The organism is Leptobacterium flavescens, from assembly GCF_010671605.1.
Lineage (GTDB): Bacteria > Bacteroidota > Bacteroidia > Flavobacteriales > Flavobacteriaceae > Leptobacterium > Leptobacterium flavescens.
The window spans coordinates 33,473-50,130 of record NZ_JAABOO010000004.1 but is presented as its reverse complement, the minus strand read 5'-3'; the positions used below and the strand labels follow the sequence as shown (position 1 = coordinate 50,130).

18 protein-coding genes are annotated in these 16,658 nt (G+C 42.7%); 10 read left to right on the top strand and 8 right to left on the bottom strand.

Going from position 1 to position 16,658, the window contains the following annotated elements:
* The first annotated feature begins 16 nt into the window (after positions 1-16).
* The 8 genes from GWK08_RS16310 (at position 17) to GWK08_RS16275 (ending at position 5,559) form a co-directional block, all read left to right on the top strand.
* Positions 17-934, top strand: a complete 918-nt coding sequence (locus tag GWK08_RS16310) for a DUF4350 domain-containing protein (protein ID WP_163608323.1) — start codon at positions 17-19, stop codon at positions 932-934.
* A gap of 13 nt (positions 935-947) precedes the next feature.
* Positions 948-1,139, top strand: coding sequence for a hypothetical protein (locus GWK08_RS16305; RefSeq protein ID WP_163608322.1), 192 nt, complete (start codon positions 948-950; stop codon positions 1,137-1,139).
* 25 nt (positions 1,140-1,164) lie between these two features.
* Positions 1,165-1,674 (top strand): DinB family protein, encoded by a 510-nt coding sequence (locus GWK08_RS16300; RefSeq protein WP_163608321.1) that lies wholly within the window; start codon positions 1,165-1,167, stop codon positions 1,672-1,674.
* Between the two features lie 3 nt (positions 1,675-1,677).
* Positions 1,678-2,601, top strand: a complete 924-nt coding sequence (locus GWK08_RS16295; protein WP_163608320.1) for an alpha/beta fold hydrolase — start codon at positions 1,678-1,680, stop codon at positions 2,599-2,601.
* 126 nt (positions 2,602-2,727) lie between these two features.
* Positions 2,728-4,158: a formylglycine-generating enzyme family protein gene (locus GWK08_RS16290; protein WP_163608319.1), complete on the top strand. Its 1,431-nt coding sequence runs from the start codon at positions 2,728-2,730 to the stop codon at positions 4,156-4,158.
* A 6-nt stretch (positions 4,159-4,164) separates the two neighbouring features.
* Positions 4,165-4,623: a GNAT family N-acetyltransferase gene (locus GWK08_RS16285; RefSeq protein ID WP_163608318.1), complete on the top strand. Its 459-nt coding sequence runs from the start codon at positions 4,165-4,167 to the stop codon at positions 4,621-4,623.
* Positions 4,624-4,648: 25 nt separating this feature from the next.
* Positions 4,649-5,068 carry a VOC family protein gene (locus GWK08_RS16280; RefSeq protein ID WP_163608317.1) on the top strand — a complete coding sequence of 140 codons (420 nt, stop codon included), beginning with the start codon at positions 4,649-4,651 and terminating at the stop codon, positions 5,066-5,068.
* Between the two features lie 56 nt (positions 5,069-5,124).
* Positions 5,125-5,559: a VOC family protein gene (locus GWK08_RS16275; RefSeq protein WP_163608316.1), complete on the top strand. Its 435-nt coding sequence runs from the start codon at positions 5,125-5,127 to the stop codon at positions 5,557-5,559.
* Positions 5,560-5,626: 67 nt separating this feature from the next.
* Here the strand turns inward: GWK08_RS16275 and pafA are convergent, their stop codons facing one another.
* On the bottom strand, positions 5,627-7,321 hold the full coding sequence (gene pafA, locus GWK08_RS16270; RefSeq protein ID WP_163608315.1) for an alkaline phosphatase PafA: 1,695 nt from the start codon (positions 7,319-7,321) through the stop codon (positions 5,627-5,629).
* A gap of 163 nt (positions 7,322-7,484) precedes the next feature.
* On the opposite strand from pafA, the gene GWK08_RS16265 reads away from it, so the two are divergent.
* Both GWK08_RS16265 and GWK08_RS16260 read left to right on the top strand, forming a co-directional pair.
* Complete coding sequence (locus GWK08_RS16265) at positions 7,485-8,222, top strand: MlaE family ABC transporter permease (protein ID WP_163608314.1); 738 nt, start codon at positions 7,485-7,487, stop codon at positions 8,220-8,222.
* A complete protein-coding gene (locus GWK08_RS16260; RefSeq protein WP_163608313.1) occupies positions 8,222-8,992 on the top strand; it encodes an ABC transporter ATP-binding protein in 771 nt (256 codons plus the stop codon). Before GWK08_RS16265 ends, GWK08_RS16260 begins: the two co-directional genes overlap by 1 nt.
* On the opposite strand, the gene GWK08_RS16255 is transcribed toward GWK08_RS16260, so the two are convergent.
* The 7 genes from GWK08_RS16255 to pdhA all read right to left on the bottom strand — a co-directional run bounded on the left by GWK08_RS16255 (position 8,989) and on the right by pdhA (position 16,615).
* Positions 8,989-10,443: a DUF389 domain-containing protein gene (locus tag GWK08_RS16255; RefSeq protein ID WP_163608312.1), complete on the bottom strand. Its 1,455-nt coding sequence runs from the start codon at positions 10,441-10,443 to the stop codon at positions 8,989-8,991. The two genes, GWK08_RS16260 and GWK08_RS16255, sit on opposite strands and share 4 nt — an antisense overlap.
* 5 nt (positions 10,444-10,448) lie before the next feature.
* A complete protein-coding gene (locus GWK08_RS16250; protein ID WP_163608311.1) occupies positions 10,449-11,528 on the bottom strand; it encodes a mannose-1-phosphate guanylyltransferase in 1,080 nt (359 codons plus the stop codon).
* Between the two features lie 30 nt (positions 11,529-11,558).
* Positions 11,559-12,167, bottom strand: coding sequence for a SprT-like domain-containing protein (locus GWK08_RS16245; RefSeq protein ID WP_163608310.1), 609 nt, complete (start codon positions 12,165-12,167; stop codon positions 11,559-11,561).
* Positions 12,168-12,179: 12 nt separating this feature from the next.
* Positions 12,180-12,860 (bottom strand): SDR family NAD(P)-dependent oxidoreductase, encoded by a 681-nt coding sequence (locus GWK08_RS16240; RefSeq protein ID WP_163608309.1) that lies wholly within the window; start codon positions 12,858-12,860, stop codon positions 12,180-12,182.
* A gap of 13 nt (positions 12,861-12,873) precedes the next feature.
* The gene (locus tag GWK08_RS16235; protein ID WP_163608308.1) at positions 12,874-13,857 is read right to left on the bottom strand and encodes a M28 family metallopeptidase; all 984 of its coding nucleotides are present in this window, start codon (positions 13,855-13,857) and stop codon (positions 12,874-12,876) included.
* Positions 13,858-13,955: 98 nt separating this feature from the next.
* On the bottom strand, positions 13,956-15,611 hold the full coding sequence (locus tag GWK08_RS16230; RefSeq protein ID WP_163608307.1) for a pyruvate dehydrogenase complex dihydrolipoamide acetyltransferase: 1,656 nt from the start codon (positions 15,609-15,611) through the stop codon (positions 13,956-13,958).
* Between the two features lie 5 nt (positions 15,612-15,616).
* A complete protein-coding gene (pdhA, locus tag GWK08_RS16225; RefSeq protein ID WP_163608306.1) occupies positions 15,617-16,615 on the bottom strand; it encodes a pyruvate dehydrogenase (acetyl-transferring) E1 component subunit alpha in 999 nt (332 codons plus the stop codon).
* Positions 16,616-16,658 lie beyond the last annotated feature (43 nt).

Here is a 16,658-nt window from a genome sequence, read left to right as displayed (position 1 = left end):
ACCTAAGCATACAATAATGAAAAAACCAATCCTGATCCTGATCTGTTGTTTTCTCTTCAGCAGTATCCATGCCCAGCAGGTAGCTGATACTACCTATAATCCACCTATTCACAAAACGGAATATCAAAAACAAAAAGGCCCGGTGGTTTTTATAGACGAAGGGCATTATAATTTTCATACCAAAGACGGACGCTACACGGCTTTTTCCAGGCTTCTGGAAAGAGATGGCTATAAGGTCAAAGCTTACAAAGGAGCATTTAACAAAAAGGAGCTCTCCAAAGGAAAGATCCTCGTTATATCTAATGCCCTAAATGAGATTAATGTCCGTAACTGGTATTTACCCAATCCCTCTGCTTTTAGTAAGGCGGAGATCGAAGCGGTAAAGCAATGGGTAGCCGAGGGTGGAAGCTTGTTCCTGATTGCCGATCATATGCCTATGGGAGGTGCAGCCAAGGACCTTGCCGCTGCTTTTGATTTTGAATTCACCAATGGGTTTGCTTTCGATACGGTTTCCAGAGGACCTGGTTTTTTCAGCAGGCAAAGAGGAACACTGGCAGATAATGTGATCACCAAAGGACGAAATAAGGAAGAAAAACTGGAACAGGTAGTGAGTTTTACAGGCCAGGCGTTTAAGATTCCCAAAGATGCAAAGCCTATTCTGCTGTTAGACGAAAACTACGTTAATTTTTTACCCGATACCGCCTGGGTCTTTAACGAAAGGACCCGGAGGCAGAGTGTAAAAGGATGGTCCCAGGGAGCCTTTAAGATTTTCGGAAAGGGAAAGGTTGTTGCTTTTGGGGAAGCAGCTATGTTTTCCGCTCAACTGGCGGGACCACAGAGAAGAAAAATGGGAATGAACAATGAGATCGCTCCCGAGAATTATCAACTTCTCCTCAATATCATCCATTGGCTGGATGGCAGGCTTGAGGAATAATATTAAAATAATTATGCCCGAAACTAATTTACATTCAAAAGGAAGAAAAGCGCATTTAAAAGCAACTTTAAAAGAACATTTACAAAATCTGAGAATACTCAAAAGAAAAGAGAATATCTCAGATCAGGAGCGTTCCGAGCAGTTGCGAAAGCTTAAAGTTAATTACAAGGTCAAACGCAAAGATTCGAATGGTAATTTGTATTAAAGAACAATAATATCAGCTAAAAAAGATGAAAAGAACAAAATGGTTTGAACGGAAATTTGCCCGTATAGAAGATAACGGCCTGCTCCCTACCATAATCGAGCGACTGGAAGGAACTCCTGCGCGTCTCTCTCATAAGCTTAAAGAGGTAAAAGAGGATACCGGTAGCAGTACTCCGGAGCAGTGGAGCATAAAAAAGGAGATAGGTCATCTTATAGATCTGGAGCCCCTCTGGATGGGCAGAATGGAACAGATATGTTCCGGAGAAAAGGAATTGGTGGGTGCCGATCTGGAAAATACCAGGACACATCAAACCGATCATGATAAAAGAACTATTCCCGATCTGATAGACGAATTCAGTTCCTCCCGTGCAGAGATCGTAAGTTTTCTGAGAAAGCTGAAAGAAGTCGATCTGGATAAGGTAGCTCTGCATCCGCGTTTGGGCACTCCGATGAAAATGACAGATCTGGCGTATTTTGTGGCAGAGCACGACGATCATCACCTGGCGCAAATTACCTTTTTACTTCAAAAAGCATAAAAGATGAAATTTAAATTTTCTTCCGGTATAGTTGTTCCAATAATATTAGGTTTTCTTTTTCCGTATCAATCATTCTCTCAGAACGGATACAATATCGTCTCTGAAGGAAATACTATCCACTTTAAAACTTTTGGAAAAGGGGAACCCGTTCTTATTATCAATGGAGGACCCGGAATGAACAGTGAAGGATTTGTTTCCCTGGCCGGTGAAATAGGAAATTCCAATATGGCTATTATTTACGATCAGCGAGGCACGGGAAAATCGAAAATTGCCAAAACAGATACGAGTACCCTTACCATGGATCTGATGGTAGAAGATATGGAAATCCTCAGAAAACATCTTAAGATCGATCAATGGGTCATCCTAGGGCATTCTTTTGGCGGAATGCTGGCTTCCTATTACAGTTCTAAGCATCCTGGGAACGTAAAAGGCCTTATCCTGTCTTCTTCAGGCGGGGTGGACCTCAGCCTGCTTTCTACTTTGAATATTACTTCCAGATTGTCCTCAAAAGAACGCGATTCCCTTAATTACTGGGCTGGCAGGATAGCCCGGGGCGATACGACCTATCATGCCCTGCTGCAAAGAGGAAAGTACCTGGCTCCGGCCTATCTTTATGACAAGTCTTTTGTTAACGCTGTGGCAAAGAGATTGACCCAGGGAAATTCAAGGATCAATCAATTGATCTGGCAAGATCTGAGAAGTATGGATTTTGATTGCAAAGAACAGTTGAAGAACTTTTCAAAGCCCGTACTCATTATTCAGGGTGAAAATGACATCATCCATAAGAGCGTGGGTGAACTCTCTCATTCGGTCTTTAAGAACTCCGAACTTGTTTTCCTGCCCGATGCCGCTCACTACGGATGGCTGGAACAACCCGAGTTGTATTTCGGGCGAATAGGCGCTTTTTTAAAGTCGCTGGAAAACTAGCGGGAAATTTAACGTTGCTTTATCAGGTTAAAGCTGATCGATTTTGTACTTTAATAGGATCTTGATCAACTGCCTTTCGGGTAGTGGAGATCATATCAACAAACAACTATACCAAAAAGTACGAATATGAAAATCAGGTTTCTTATTCCGGTAGCATTCACTCTGATGTGTTTTTGCCACCTGAAAGCATCCGATCTCACCATAGAAAATATCAGGGTAGTGAACCGGCCGGATGTCCTTGCTACTCCCCTCAGCGTAAATTTCGATATCAAATGGAAAAACTCCTGGAACAACCGGAAGAACCACGATGCCGTCTGGGTATTTATGAAATACGGAGGCTTTTGGAACAATCATGTAAAGTTAAAGGCGTCCGGACATAAAATACTTCTCAACAGAACAGATACAGCGGCGTCTCCGCTTATTGAGGTTTCCGAAAACGGGCTGGGCTTTTTTATTTATCCCTCAAAAACATACAGGGGGAATATAGACCTCAAACTCCAGATCCTGATCGATTCGGGAGACAGGAAGATCAACAATACCCAGTTAAACGGGCTTTCAGTTCATGCCATCGAAATGGTCTATATTCCGGAAGGTGCCTTCACTTTAGGGAGCCCGGATGAAGCTGCTCTTAAAAAAGCCGCTTTTTACAAAAGTGATGCAAGTGGTAATCCCAACGGATTGATCAAAATATCATCGGAAAGTGCCATTCCAGTAGCACCGGAACAAAACGCACTCTACTACTGGAGTGAAAATGAACTTTATAACGGAGATCAGAAGGGACCCGTTCCTGCCGATTTCCCTAAAGGATTCAATGCCTTTTATATCATGAAATACGAGCTTACACAGGGGCAGTATGCCGCTTTTCTAAATACGCTTCCGGAAAGCTGGACCTATACCAGGTCTCCTCTTGGCGGACGCACTTATTACGAGCACCGGGGAGGGATACGACTTAAGGATGGGAAGTACAAAGCTGACAACCCTTCCAGGCCGATGAACTATCTGAGTTTTACCGATGGCCTGGCCTATACCGACTGGGCTGCACTCCGGCCTCTAACCGAGCTGGAATATGAAAAAGCGGCAAGAGGACCTTCAAAGCCTGTTCCCGCAGAGTTTGTATGGGGAACGAATAATTACGATCTGCTGGAAAGATATGTTACTCCTGAAGCCGAATTGATCATGGCCAATGGTTTTGATGAAAGCTCGATGAATGATGAGAACAGAGCTGTTTTCGGTGCTTCTTATTATTGGGTAATGGATTTGAGCGGAAGCCTTTGGGAAAAGGTCATTACCATAGGAAATCCTATCGGAAGGGCTTTTAAAGGGAGTCATGGTGATGGCAGATTGGATTTCGGGCATGCTACCAATCCCGACTGGCCGGACAGCGATGATGAAAAAGGCGGATTCGGATACAGGGGCGGAGGTTATTATCAGATCGGGACCCAATATTCCGATTTTAATCCGCATTCCCCTATCGGATACAGATATTACGGTGCCTGGTCCGGAGGCCCGAGGTCTATAGCATATGGATACAGGGCAGGGAGATCTGCTACAAAATAAATGGAGATGATATTCAGAAAAGCGAACAGAGAAGATATTCCTCATATCGTTGCCATGCTGGCAGACGACGAATTGGGAAAACAGCGGGAAGATTTCCGTTTACCGCTACCGGCAGTTTATTACGAAGCTTTCGACCGGATAAACAAAGATGACAATCAGGAATTGATCGTTGTGGAGGCTGATGAGAATGGCGTTATCGGAACATTGCAGCTGAGTTTTATTCCGTATCTGACCTACAAAGGCGGGGTACGGGCACAGATAGAAGCTGTACGTGTAAAAAAAGAATACAGAAATCGGGGATTGGGGGAACAACTGTTTAAATGGGCCATTGAGAGAGCCCGGGAAAGAGGCGCTCACCTCCTGCAACTGACCACGGATAAAAAACGACCCAAAGCCCTGGAATTTTATAAAAAACTTGGTTTTTCCGATTCACATGAAGGGATGAAACTACATTTTAAAAAATAGAATATAACCAATAACAGATCATACGATGGAGCAAAGATTAACGATTGTCGGCCTGGGGGTCAGCGATCTGAAAACATCCACAGAATTCTATGAAGAAAAACTCGGATGGAAAAAAACAGACAGCAGTAATGAGAGTATCAGTTTTTTTGAATTAAACGGAATTCTCCTTTCCCTTTACCCTACCGAAAAGCTTGCAGAAGATGCAGGGGTAGATCACAGAGGAGAAGGTTTTAAAGGCTTTAGTTTGGCGCACAATACCCGGACAAAGGAAGAGGTTGATTCATTAATCGCCTCACTGGAATCTAAAGGCGTAAAGATCGTTAAAAGGCCGGAGGAGGTTTTCTGGGGAGGCTACAGTAGTTATATTGCAGATCCCGACGGTCACTTATGGGAAATTGCGTTTAACCCTTATTTACCTCTGGATGCACAGGGAAATGTAAAATAAGATCTATATCAATGTAAAGTTCATCAACAGTATAAACACACTTAAAATCTAATATTATGGCAGCTATCAATCCTTATTTGACATTTGACGGTACTTGTGAAGAAGCTTTCCTCTTTTACCGCTCGGTTTTCGGAGGTGAATTTCAATTCATGGGCCGCTTTAAAGAAATGCCTTCGGAATATCCCGTTCCGGACAGCGAAGCAGAAAAAATAATGCATGTTTCCCTTCCTATTGGAAAGGATACCGTACTAATGGGAAGTGACAGTTCGGAAGCTTTCGGGCAATCTACTGTGGTGGGAAATAACTTTTCTATTTCCATCAATACCGACAGTGAAGAAGAAGCTACAGATCTGTTTAACAGGCTTTCTGATGGCGGAAAAGTAACCATGCCCATGGAGCGAACGTTCTGGGATGCCTATTTCGGTATGTTTACCGATAAATTCGGGATCCAGTGGATGGTCAATTACGGTTATAATCAGGATGAGAAATAAGCTCTCCTGAAAATAAAAAAGGCTGTAATTACTTCAAGTTACAGCCTTTTTTTTGAATTATTCTTTCTTAATGTTCATCCGTCAACTGATAGATCGGATCTCCCGTTATTCCGTTAGGATAGGAAATTCCCAGTAGATTAGCCAGGGTCGGAGCTATATCATCTATCGTTGTTTTCTGTGCTGTGCTTCCGGTTGGAATAGAATTTCCGAAGAACAACAGTGGAACATGAGTATCGTAACTAAAGCCCGAACCATGGGTGGATCCCGTTCTGGAATAAGAAATTACAGAAGGCTCCAGTACAAAAAGCACATCTCCCGATCTTTTACGGTTAAATCCGTTTTGTAGTAGGAGAGGAAGTCCTTCCGTATATCCCGCTCCCAACAGCTGGTGAGCAGTATAAACTGTTTTGATATGCTCGTAATTCAATATCTCATCGGCGATTACCTGCTCCACATCGGTGGCGGTTAGCTTTAGTTCTTTTATAGCTTCATGATTCAGGAATATCTGCCCGTTGGAAACATTCTTAATAAGATCGTCCCTTCCGAATCTGGCACTTGCAAAGGTCTTTACTTTGTCGTAAAAAGCCCTTCCGTCAAAGTATCCTCCGGGGATCTTTACCGACTGTAGATATGACGGAACTTCCACGGCTCCGTGATCGGCGGTCAGGAAAACAGTATAAGCTCCTTTACCTATCTTATTATCCAGTTCTTTTAACAGGCGCTCCAGGTCTTTATCCAGTCTCAGATATGTATCCTGAACTTCCTTGGAGTTCACTCCGTATTTGTGGCCTACATAATCGGTACTGGAATAGCTTAGCGTAAGGAAATCGGTAATTTCATCGGCTCCCAGTTGCTCTCCCTCAATAGCTGCAATAGCAAAATCTGTGGTCAGGCTGTTTCCGTAAGGCGTGGACTTAACAATATCAAAGCCTCCGTTCTCTTTCCAGAGTTCCGGTAATTTATGCGGAAACACCGCTGCTTCCTGTCCCTTGAACAAACCTTCAAAATTGTTCTTATCTGCTCCACTCTCCACATATGTATCGATATCGTACAAAGTGGTCCAGTCTTTCTTGTATTTCTCAGCTGCATTCGAAGCATTAAAGTCCCTTACCCATTTAGGCAGGTTCTTCATATAGTAAGTACTCGTAATCCAGGCACCTTCGTCTTCTCCGTGAAACCAATATGCCGCATTGGCTGCATGTCCTGCCGGCAGGATAGCTCCTCTGTCTTTAATAGCAACTCCTATTACCTTTCCCTTCATTTGAGTATCCAGTCTTAATTCGTCGGTAATAGTAGTGGTAGTCATATTTACCGGCGACATTTTCCCGGCTCTGGAATCGGTTCCTACAGGATTGTAGTTGTCATCCGCAACACAATAGATGGTTTTATCTTTAGTTTTATCATACCAGGAATTGGAAATGATCCCGTGAGAGGACGGAGTAGCTCCTGTAAAGATCGAAGCATGCCCCGGTGCAGTATAGGTCGGGATATAGTTATAATGGTTGTTCTTGCAGTTAAAGCCTTCGTTGATCAGCCTTTTAAATCCGCCATTACCATATTTACTCCAAAAACGGGTCAGGTAATTATATCTCATCTGATCTACAACAATTCCCACTACCAATTTAGGCCTGTTAGCCTTGGAATAAGTTTCCAGTCCCGATTCGGAACCTCTTCTTCCTTCTTTTATGAGTGATACTCTCTCCTGCCCTATTCCTACAGCAAATATCCCAATACTGAAAAATGCTAAAAAATACTTCTTCATCAGTTTGTTTTTTGTTATTGCAAATGCGTATCCGCCAAAAAGAGATGCGGATTTTCTGTTTTCAAGTTTTAGCAAATGTAATTGATTCTGTTATGAAAAACTTTAATTCAAGGTTAAAAACACTATAATAATTTTTTATACTTTAGTGGCTCTATTTTATTACATGAATTACCTGGAAAACATTGGCCGTTATTTTTTAATGATCGGAGAGGTTTTTAGAAAACCTACCAAGTGGTCTATCATGAAAGACCTCATTCTTAAAGAGATTGACGATCTTATTTTTAACTCCCTGGGGATTGTGGTTTTTATCTCCTTTTTTGTCGGAGGAGTAATCGCCATACAGACCGCATTAAATATCGATAATCCATTAATTCCCAAATACCTTGTAGGCTTTGCTACCAGGCAATCTATCATCCTGGAGTTCGCTCCTACCTTTACATCCATCATTATGGCCGGTAAAGTAGGATCTTATATTACATCCAGTATCGGGACCATGAGGGTAACCGAACAGATAGACGCCCTGGAAGTGATGGGAGTAAATTCTATAAACTACCTTGTTTTTCCAAAGATCATCGCCTTGCTAATTTATCCTTTCCTGATCTCTATCGGAATGTTTTTCGGGATCCTGGGAGGTTGGGTAGCCGGGGTATTCGGCGGTTACAGTACCAGTGCCGAATTTATCCAGGGGCTGCAAAGCGATTTTGATATGTATCACGTTTTCTACGCCTTTACAAAGACCTTTGTCTTTGCCTTTATCCTGGCAACGATTCCTTCTTTTCACGGTTATTTTATGAGAGGGGGAGCCCTGGAAGTAGGTAAAGCAAGTACAACTTCCTTTGTGTGGACGAGTATTGTGATCATTATATTGAATTATATTTTAACCCAAATGTTGTTAGGCTAATGATTCTGGTTGAAAATTTACATAAGTCCTTCGGAGAGGCCCATATTTTAAAAGGGATCTCTACCTGTTTTGATCAGGGGAAAACCAATCTTATTATCGGGCAGAGTGGTTCCGGGAAAACGGTTTTCCTGAAATCGCTTTTAGGTCTTTTCCAGCCTGAAGAAGGAAAGATATGCTATAACGACAGAATATATTCGCAATTGACCGATGATGAAAAACGGGATCTCCGGAAAGAAATGGGCATGGTATTCCAGGGAAGTGCACTTTTTGATTCTATGACCATAGAACAGAATGTGATGTTCCCCCTTAAGATGTTTACCGATATGTCTAAGGAGGAGATGGAAGAACGTGTAGATATTGTACTTAAAAGGGTTAACCTCCCCGATGCACATAAAAAATTCCCTTCCGAAGCTTCCGGAGGAATGCAGAAGCGGGTGGCTATTGCCCGTGCCATTGTTAACAATCCCAAATACCTGTTTTGCGATGAGCCCAACTCGGGTCTGGATCCTAAAACAGCTATTCTGATCGATAATCTTATCCAGGAAATTACCAAAGAATACGATATTACCACGGTCATCAATACCCACGATATGAATTCGGTAATGGAGATCGGAGAGAAGATCGTATTCCTTAAAGACGGTCACAAAGCCTGGGAAGGCAGTAATAAGGAGATCTTTAAGACCGATAATGAGGCCGTTACCAATTTTGTGTATTCATCAGAACTGTTTAAAAAGGTAAGGGTCATGTATCAGGAAGAAGACCGCAATTAATCTTCCATTTTATCTATCTGTATCTTATCGGTACCCAGTTTCAGCTTTAACCAGTCGGTTAGTCGTTTTTGATCGTCCGTAACTACCTTGTCAGGAATACTATCGGACCACTTTACTAAAAAGACCGCCACGGTATCAACCGATTTAAAATTCGTTTTTATAACCGATGAGAATCCTATTTTCCTCAGATTTACATAATTGATCCTGGCTTCTCCGGCTATTTCATCAAAAGGGATCTTATTCATGGGCAATTTGCTCAGCTTGGCCACCTCTTCTTCCAGCACTCTTATCTGTGCTTCCCTGGTTACCAGTTCTTCCTTCTTGGTTTCGTAAAGCTCGCTGACAAAATTAAATTTCTCTTCGGAGTCATCCCTTCCCCCCTGTACTATCTTCAATTCGGTATTCTTCAGTTTGGAATAGGCATTCTTTTGCGCATTCCAGGTTTCTATCACATTATCCGGAATAGCTTCATCTCCCATAAACACAAGTTCTACAGAAGAATCCTGATTATTTGTGTACTTCATACTGGTAAAGTTCTCAAGGAACCTTCCTCCTGCAGCAAACTGATAGGTCTCGATATTTTCTGAAATAAATTGTTTGGCCTGGTTCTTAAAAAGGGATTCCTGAAAAACCTTATAGAAGGTATAACCGGCAGGGATCATTACCACAAAGGCTACCAGAGAAGCTATCCGGGCAATAAGTCTTCTTTTGGCAGAATTGGCATAACGCACCATCGGAAACCGGAGGAGTTTTAACACCAGGAAAGTAGCCAGGGCTATAAATATGGTATTGATAATAAAGAGATACATCGCACCCCCTGCATATTCCAGGTTCCCTATTGCCAGCCCGAAACCAACGGTACACAAAGGAGGCATCAGGGCCGTGGCAATTGCCACTCCGAAAATAACACTGGCAATGGTTCCTTTTTTAGCTCTGGCAATTACCAGTGCCAATCCCCCGAAAAAGGCAATCAAAACATCTCTGATATCGGGAGCTGTTCTGGCCAGTAATTCCGAGGATTCATCCCTTAAGGGGAAAAACCTGAAAAACAAGAATGCTGTCAGGACACTCAGTCCCACCATAACCCCGAAATTTTTCAGAGAGCGCCTTAAGGTATCAATATCGTTGATGGCCAAAGACATTCCCATTCCGAGAATGGGGCCCATAAGTGGGGAAATTAACATCGCTCCGATCACTACCGCGGTAGAATTGGCGTTCAAACCAACGGAGGCAATAAAAATAGAACAGATCAGGATCCAGGATGTATGCCCTTTAAACGGAATATCATCTACTATGGATGCAATGGTTGCCTGTTGATCTGTATTTTTTCTGATATCGAGGAGTTCCTTAAAAAAGGTTTTCAAACTCCCTACCAAACCGGAAAGGTCTTTTTTTACATTTTCACTTGAATTCGTATCCTGCTGGTTGTCTATCGGTTTGTTTTCTTCCATAATGCCTAGGTGTATTGATCTCCAAAAGTTGTCTTCACATTCTGCAGGACCTTCTTAATGTCCTGCTCCTTAGATTTCGGGTAGATAAGCAATACATCCTCTTTGTCGACAATGATATAATTCTCAATCCCGTCAACAACTACGATCTTGTCTTTAGACGTGCGTATCATATTCCCCCGGGCATCATCGGCGATAATTCTGGAATTTACAACAGCGTTCTTATCACTGTCTTTATCCAGTTTATCATAAAGGGAGCCCCAGGTACCCAAATCGTTCCAGTCAAACAAAGCAGGAAGTACGTAAATAGATTTGGAAAACTCTAAAATAGCATAATCAATAGAAATATTTTCGGCTTTCGGGTAATTTTCCTCGATGAAATCAGCCTCATCGGCTGTATTGTAGAGGTCCATTCCTTTATTAAAAAGAGCAAATAACTCAGGTTGATACTCTTTAAAAGCGTTTACAATGGTAGATGCACTCCACATAAAGATCCCGGCATTCCACAGATAATTCCCCTGTTCAAGATATTCTTTTGCTTTTTCATAGGTAGGCTTTTCCTTGAATTGGCTTACCTTTTTTATATCCTCGTCCCCGCTGTCTTCATATTCTATATATCCATAACCGGTATTCGGAAAGGTAGGTTGAATACCCAATGTAGCCAGGATCGGAGACTGCTGGCAGGCATCAAAACAGGTTTTGATATTATTACTAAAAGCTTCTTCATCCTCTATCCAGTGATCACTTGGTGCAACGATCATAACCGCATCCGGATTTTCCTTCTGTATCTTCAGGGAAGCGTACAGGATACAGGGAGCAGTATTTCGCATTGCCGGTTCCAGGACTACCTGGCGCTGAGAAATTCCTGGTAATTGTTCCAGAACAAGATCATTATATCTTTCATTGGTCAGGATAAAAATATTTTCTTCGGGGATTAATTTGGCAAGGCGATGAAAAGTCTTTTGAATAAGGGTCTCTCCGGTTCCCAGCATATCGTGAAACTGCTTGGGGAAATCTGAAGTACTCACAGGCCAGAACCTCGATCCCACTCCTCCTGCCATAAGTATAGCATAATAGTTCTTGTTCATCTTTTAACTGTTTAGTTTGTTTGGTTTTTACTAATGATCTTCTACTTTTAAAAGCTCTACCTCAGCATTGGGGTTAAATAAATAAATTTTACCTGTAGATACTTCCATGCATTCATAGCGTTTTACCCGCTTATTTCCCATTTTAAATATTTTCCCGTTGTAAAGCCGGAACAAACTGCCAGGGGGTATCTCAAAGATATAATTTTTATCATTTTCAGGATCATATTGTTTTAGTGCCAGTGCAAGGACCGCATCGGTATCGCTACTGGCTTTCGGGTTTCTGAAATGACTGGCCACCAAAGGCAGAAGATCCGAAGGGAATATTTCCGGATTGATAAAAGGTAACATCAGCAACTGAAAGGTCATTTTCCATTCGGAGCCGTGAGGTTTAATGTGGCGACCATATCTTTCAAAAGCCACCAAATGAGCTATCTCATGCACCAGGGTGATGAGAAACTTGTATTTATTCAGGGAAGCATTAACGGTTATCTGATGCATTCCGTCCGGCATTCTTCTGTAATCGCCATGCCTGGTTACCCTGTCGTCAACGATCTTCAGATGGACCCGGTTTGTCTTTATCAGTTCGAAGCTGGGGTTTACAGCTCTTTCCGGAAGGTATTTATAAAGGATCTCCTGCATTGAGCTGAAAGATTAAGGCGTACTATTGGAAACCTGCAGTAGCTTTCCGTTATAGTACTTATTTCCGTTCAATGCGAAATCAAAAATATAATTTGCCATTTCTTCTGCGCTCAGCGGGGCTTTATAATCGGGGAAAGCCCCCTCCAGCATTTCGGTCTGAACGGCTCCCAGGGCCAGTACATTAAAAGCCGGGCCGGTTTCCTTATACTCTTCTGCAAGGAGTTCGGTAAGCGTTATTAATGCCCCTTTGGATGAGCTGTAGGCTGCCAGGCCTGCAAACTTAACACTGCCCTGTACTCCTCCCATACTGCTTATGTTTACTACATGCCCGCTCTGAGGAATATAGGGAAGCAACTGCCTTGTAAGTTCGGCCACCCCAAAAACATTCACTCTGTACACCTCCTCAAATTCTGCCGGGCTTATCTGATCAAAAGCTTTGTACAATAACCTTCCTGCATTGTTGATCAGGATATCTACCTGCTTCCATTGCTGATCGATAAAATCTTTTAGTTTCGCAATATCCTCCGGATCACAGATATCAAAGGAAAAGCAATTGATATTAGGATGGTTCAGTTCATTAACGGGTTTATCATTTCTGGAGAGTGCCAGTACCTTATGTCCGGCATCTGCAAGCTGTTTTACCAGCTCAAAACCTATCCCTCTGCTGGCCCCGGTAACAATAATATTCTTCACTTAGGTCTATTTATTAATTATAACGGATTGTTTTGGTCTTTTCGGCATCCATCCCTTCCAATACGGGGATCATTTCATTGATAACATGTGCCATATGCTTAAAATCCATTAAGGAAGCTTCATCGCCTACCTGGTGATAGTGATTGAAGTTGGTAAAGTCGAAAGTACATACGGTCTGAGAAGGCACGTTGAATTCTGCGTGAAACGGGTAGTTATCGGAACGCTGAAACAAGTTATAGCCTTCAGCCGTAGGAAGGAAACCTATTAGTTTCTTACCTGCATACTTATTGAATTCATCGGCCATATTCGATTTTTTATAACCGGTTACATAGGCCAGGTAATCTTTTCCGACCATAGGCACTCCGATCATTTCAAAGTTAACCATCGAATACAGGTTTAAACCTTCATTTTTTAATTTTTTAGCCAGGTGTTTAGATCCGAGTAAACCTTTTTCCTCCGCAGAGAAAAGCGCAAAAATGATACTCCTTTTATTTCCTTTTTTCTTACCGAAATAAGAAGCCAGTTCCAAAACTGCCGTAGTACCGGAAGCATTATCATTGGCTCCGTTGGCAATAACATCGCCATTTACTTCCTTACCTTTTCCGATATGATCGTAATGTGCTCCGATAACGATAAATTCGTTTTTAAGCTGAGGATCGTTCCCTTCAAGATACCCCACTACATTAAAAGCCTTTGTTCCCTTTACCTCAAAATTATCCCTGTAGGTATCGAAGTATGGCTTTATTCCGGCTGCTTTGAATTTGCCTTCAATAAAAGCAGCAGCTTCCTCAATTCCTTCAGAACCTGTATCCCGTCCGCTTAATTTATCCGAAGCCAGAAATTCCATAATTGCTTTTACCGAGGATTCCTTGGAGAAATTCGCAACGGCTTTATTCGATCCTTGTTTAACCGCATTGTTTGCAGAGTCGGAAACTGCCACATCGGTAGATTTACATCCGACAACCGCTATCAACAAAAGGAGAAATATTTTTTTCATGGGTATAATTTTATTGGTTATTAAAACGCTTAAAGATAAAAAAAGCATCCCGATAAACAGGATGCTTTATATATGAATTAACTTTTAGATAATCATTCTTAGGCCAGCATGGTTACCGGGTTTTCCAGATAAGCTTTCAGGGTTTGTAAAAACTGAGCCCCTGTGGCACCATCTACTGTTCTGTGATCACACGCCAGTGTAACTTTCATCGTATTCCCCACTACAATCTGTCCGTCCTTAACCACAGGTTTCTGAACAATGGTCCCCACAGAAAGGATAGCCGAATTAGGCTGATTGATAATTGAGGTGAATTCTACGATCCCGAACATTCCCAGGTTGGAAACCGTAAAAGTACTTCCTTCCATCTCCTGCGGAGTGATCCTTTTGTTTCTGGCTTTTCCTGCAAGATCCTTAACCTGTGCCCCTATCTGGGTCAGGCTCATCTGATCTGTAAAGCGCAGTACAGGTACTACCAGGCCTTCATCTACTGCAACCGCCACACCAATATTTACATGGTGGTTGTATCTTGTAGAATCTCCGTTCCAGGTAGTGTTTACCTGCGGATGTTTCTTAAGTGCCATGGCACATGCTTTTACCACCATATCGTTAAAGGACACTTTGGTATCCGGCAATGCGTTGATCTGACTTCTGGAAGCCATTGCATTATCCATATTTACTTCGATAGTAAGGTAATAGTGAGGTGCTGTAAATTTGGATTCTCCCAAACGCTTGGCAATCACCTTTCTCATCTGGGAATTCTTAACATCCTCAAAGCTTTCTTCTCCTGCAGGTACAAAAGGAGCCACATAGGCAGCCGGCTTGGCCGTTTCTGTTTTAGGTGCTTCCGTTGCAGGTGCTGCTGCAGGTTGTGCTTTCGGTGTAAAGTTCTCTACATCCTTCTTAACGATCCTTCCGTTTTCTCCGCTACCGGTTACCTGAGAAAGATCTATTCCTTTTTCGGCAGCTATCTTTTTAGCCAGAGGAGAGGCAAAGATCCTTCCTCCGCTACTACTTCCTGTTCCACCACCACCTGAATGTGCTACTGCCGCTGTTTCTTTTTTCGGTGCTTCTTCTTTTTTTTCTTCTGCAACTGCCGGACTACTGGTTCCTCCGGAATTAACTGCAGCCAATACAGCATTTACATCTGTGCCTGCAGGGCCAATAATAGCCAGTACATCATCTACCGGAGCTGTTCCTCCTTCTTCAATTCCTATATGTAAAAGGGTTCCCGCATAGAAAGATTCGAATTCCATCGTGGCCTTATCGGTCTCGATCTCGGCAAGGATATCACCTTCTTCTACCGTATCTCCGACTTTCTTTAACCAGCTGGCAACGGTTCCTTCTTCCATGGTATCACTTAAACGAGGCATTTTCACAACCTCAACACCTTCGGGTATTACTGCCGCTTTCTGAGGTGCAGCCTTAGGCTCTTCCTTGGCTTCCGCAGCAGGAGCTGCTTCTTCCTTGGGTGCTTCGGCAGATGCTCCTCCGTTCAAAAGCCCGGAAATATCTTCTCCTTCAGCTCCTATAATTGCCAAAAGTGTATCTACCGGAGCTCCGTCACCTTCCTGAACTCCTATATATAATAAAGTTCCTTCGTGAAAGGATTCGAATTCCATCGTTGCTTTATCGGTTTCGATCTCGGCAAGGATATCACCTTCTTCTACTTTATCTCCAACTTTTTTTAACCATTTTGCCACCACACCTTCTTCCATGGTGTCGCTTAATCTCGGCATATTTACGATCTCTGCCATGATATTTATAATTTATGAGGTAAAAATGGATAATCTTCTTGCTCGTATACTACGTCATACATGACATTCTTTTCCGGATATGGCGAATCTTCTGCAAACTTCTCGCATTCTTTTACCAGATCCTTCACTCGCTGATCGATCACTGCGATCTCTTCATCCGTAGCGTATTTTTCTTTTTTAATAATATCCAGTACCTGAGTGATCGGGTCTATTTTCTTGTATTCTTCAACCTCTTCCTTGGTTCTGTAGTGCTGTGCATCAGACATAGAATGTCCTCTGTAACGATAGGTCTTCATTTCGAGGAAAGTAGGTCCACCTCCGCTTCTTGCTCTTTCTACCGCTTCGCTAACGGCTTCGGCTACTTTAACAGGATTCATCCCGTCTACCGGACCACATGGCATTTCATAACCGAGTCCGAGTTTCCATATTTCCGTATGATTAGCTGTACGCTCTACCGAGGTTCCCATCGCATAACCGTTATTTTCAACAATAAAAACAACAGGTAGTTTCCACAACATAGCCAGATTAAAGGTTTCGTGTAACGATCCTTGTCTGGTTGCCCCGTCTCCCATATAAGTAAGGGTTACGGCATCTCTGTTGAAAAATTTATCGGCAAAAGCCAGTCCGGCACCTAAAGGTATTTGTCCTCCTACGATCCCGTGCCCCCCGTAAAATCCGTTTTCGGGTGCAAAGATGTGCATGGATCCTCCCAGTCCCTGAGATGTTCCCGTTGCTTTTCCGTAAAGCTCAGCCATTACCTTTCTGGGGTCTACTCCCATTCCGATAGGTTGAACGTGGTTACGGTAAGCGGTGATCATTTTATCTTTGGAAAGGTCCATTGCGTGAAGAGAACCGGCCAGTACGGCTTCCTGTCCGTTGTACAGGTGAAGAAACCCTCTTACTTTCTGCTGGATATACACAGCCGCCAACTTATCTTCAAACTTCCTCCAGAAGAGCATATCTTCATACCATTTAAGGTAAACCTCTTTAGTAACTTTTTTCATCTACAATTTTGTTTAGGTGCTAGATGTTGTTCCCGCCAATCCA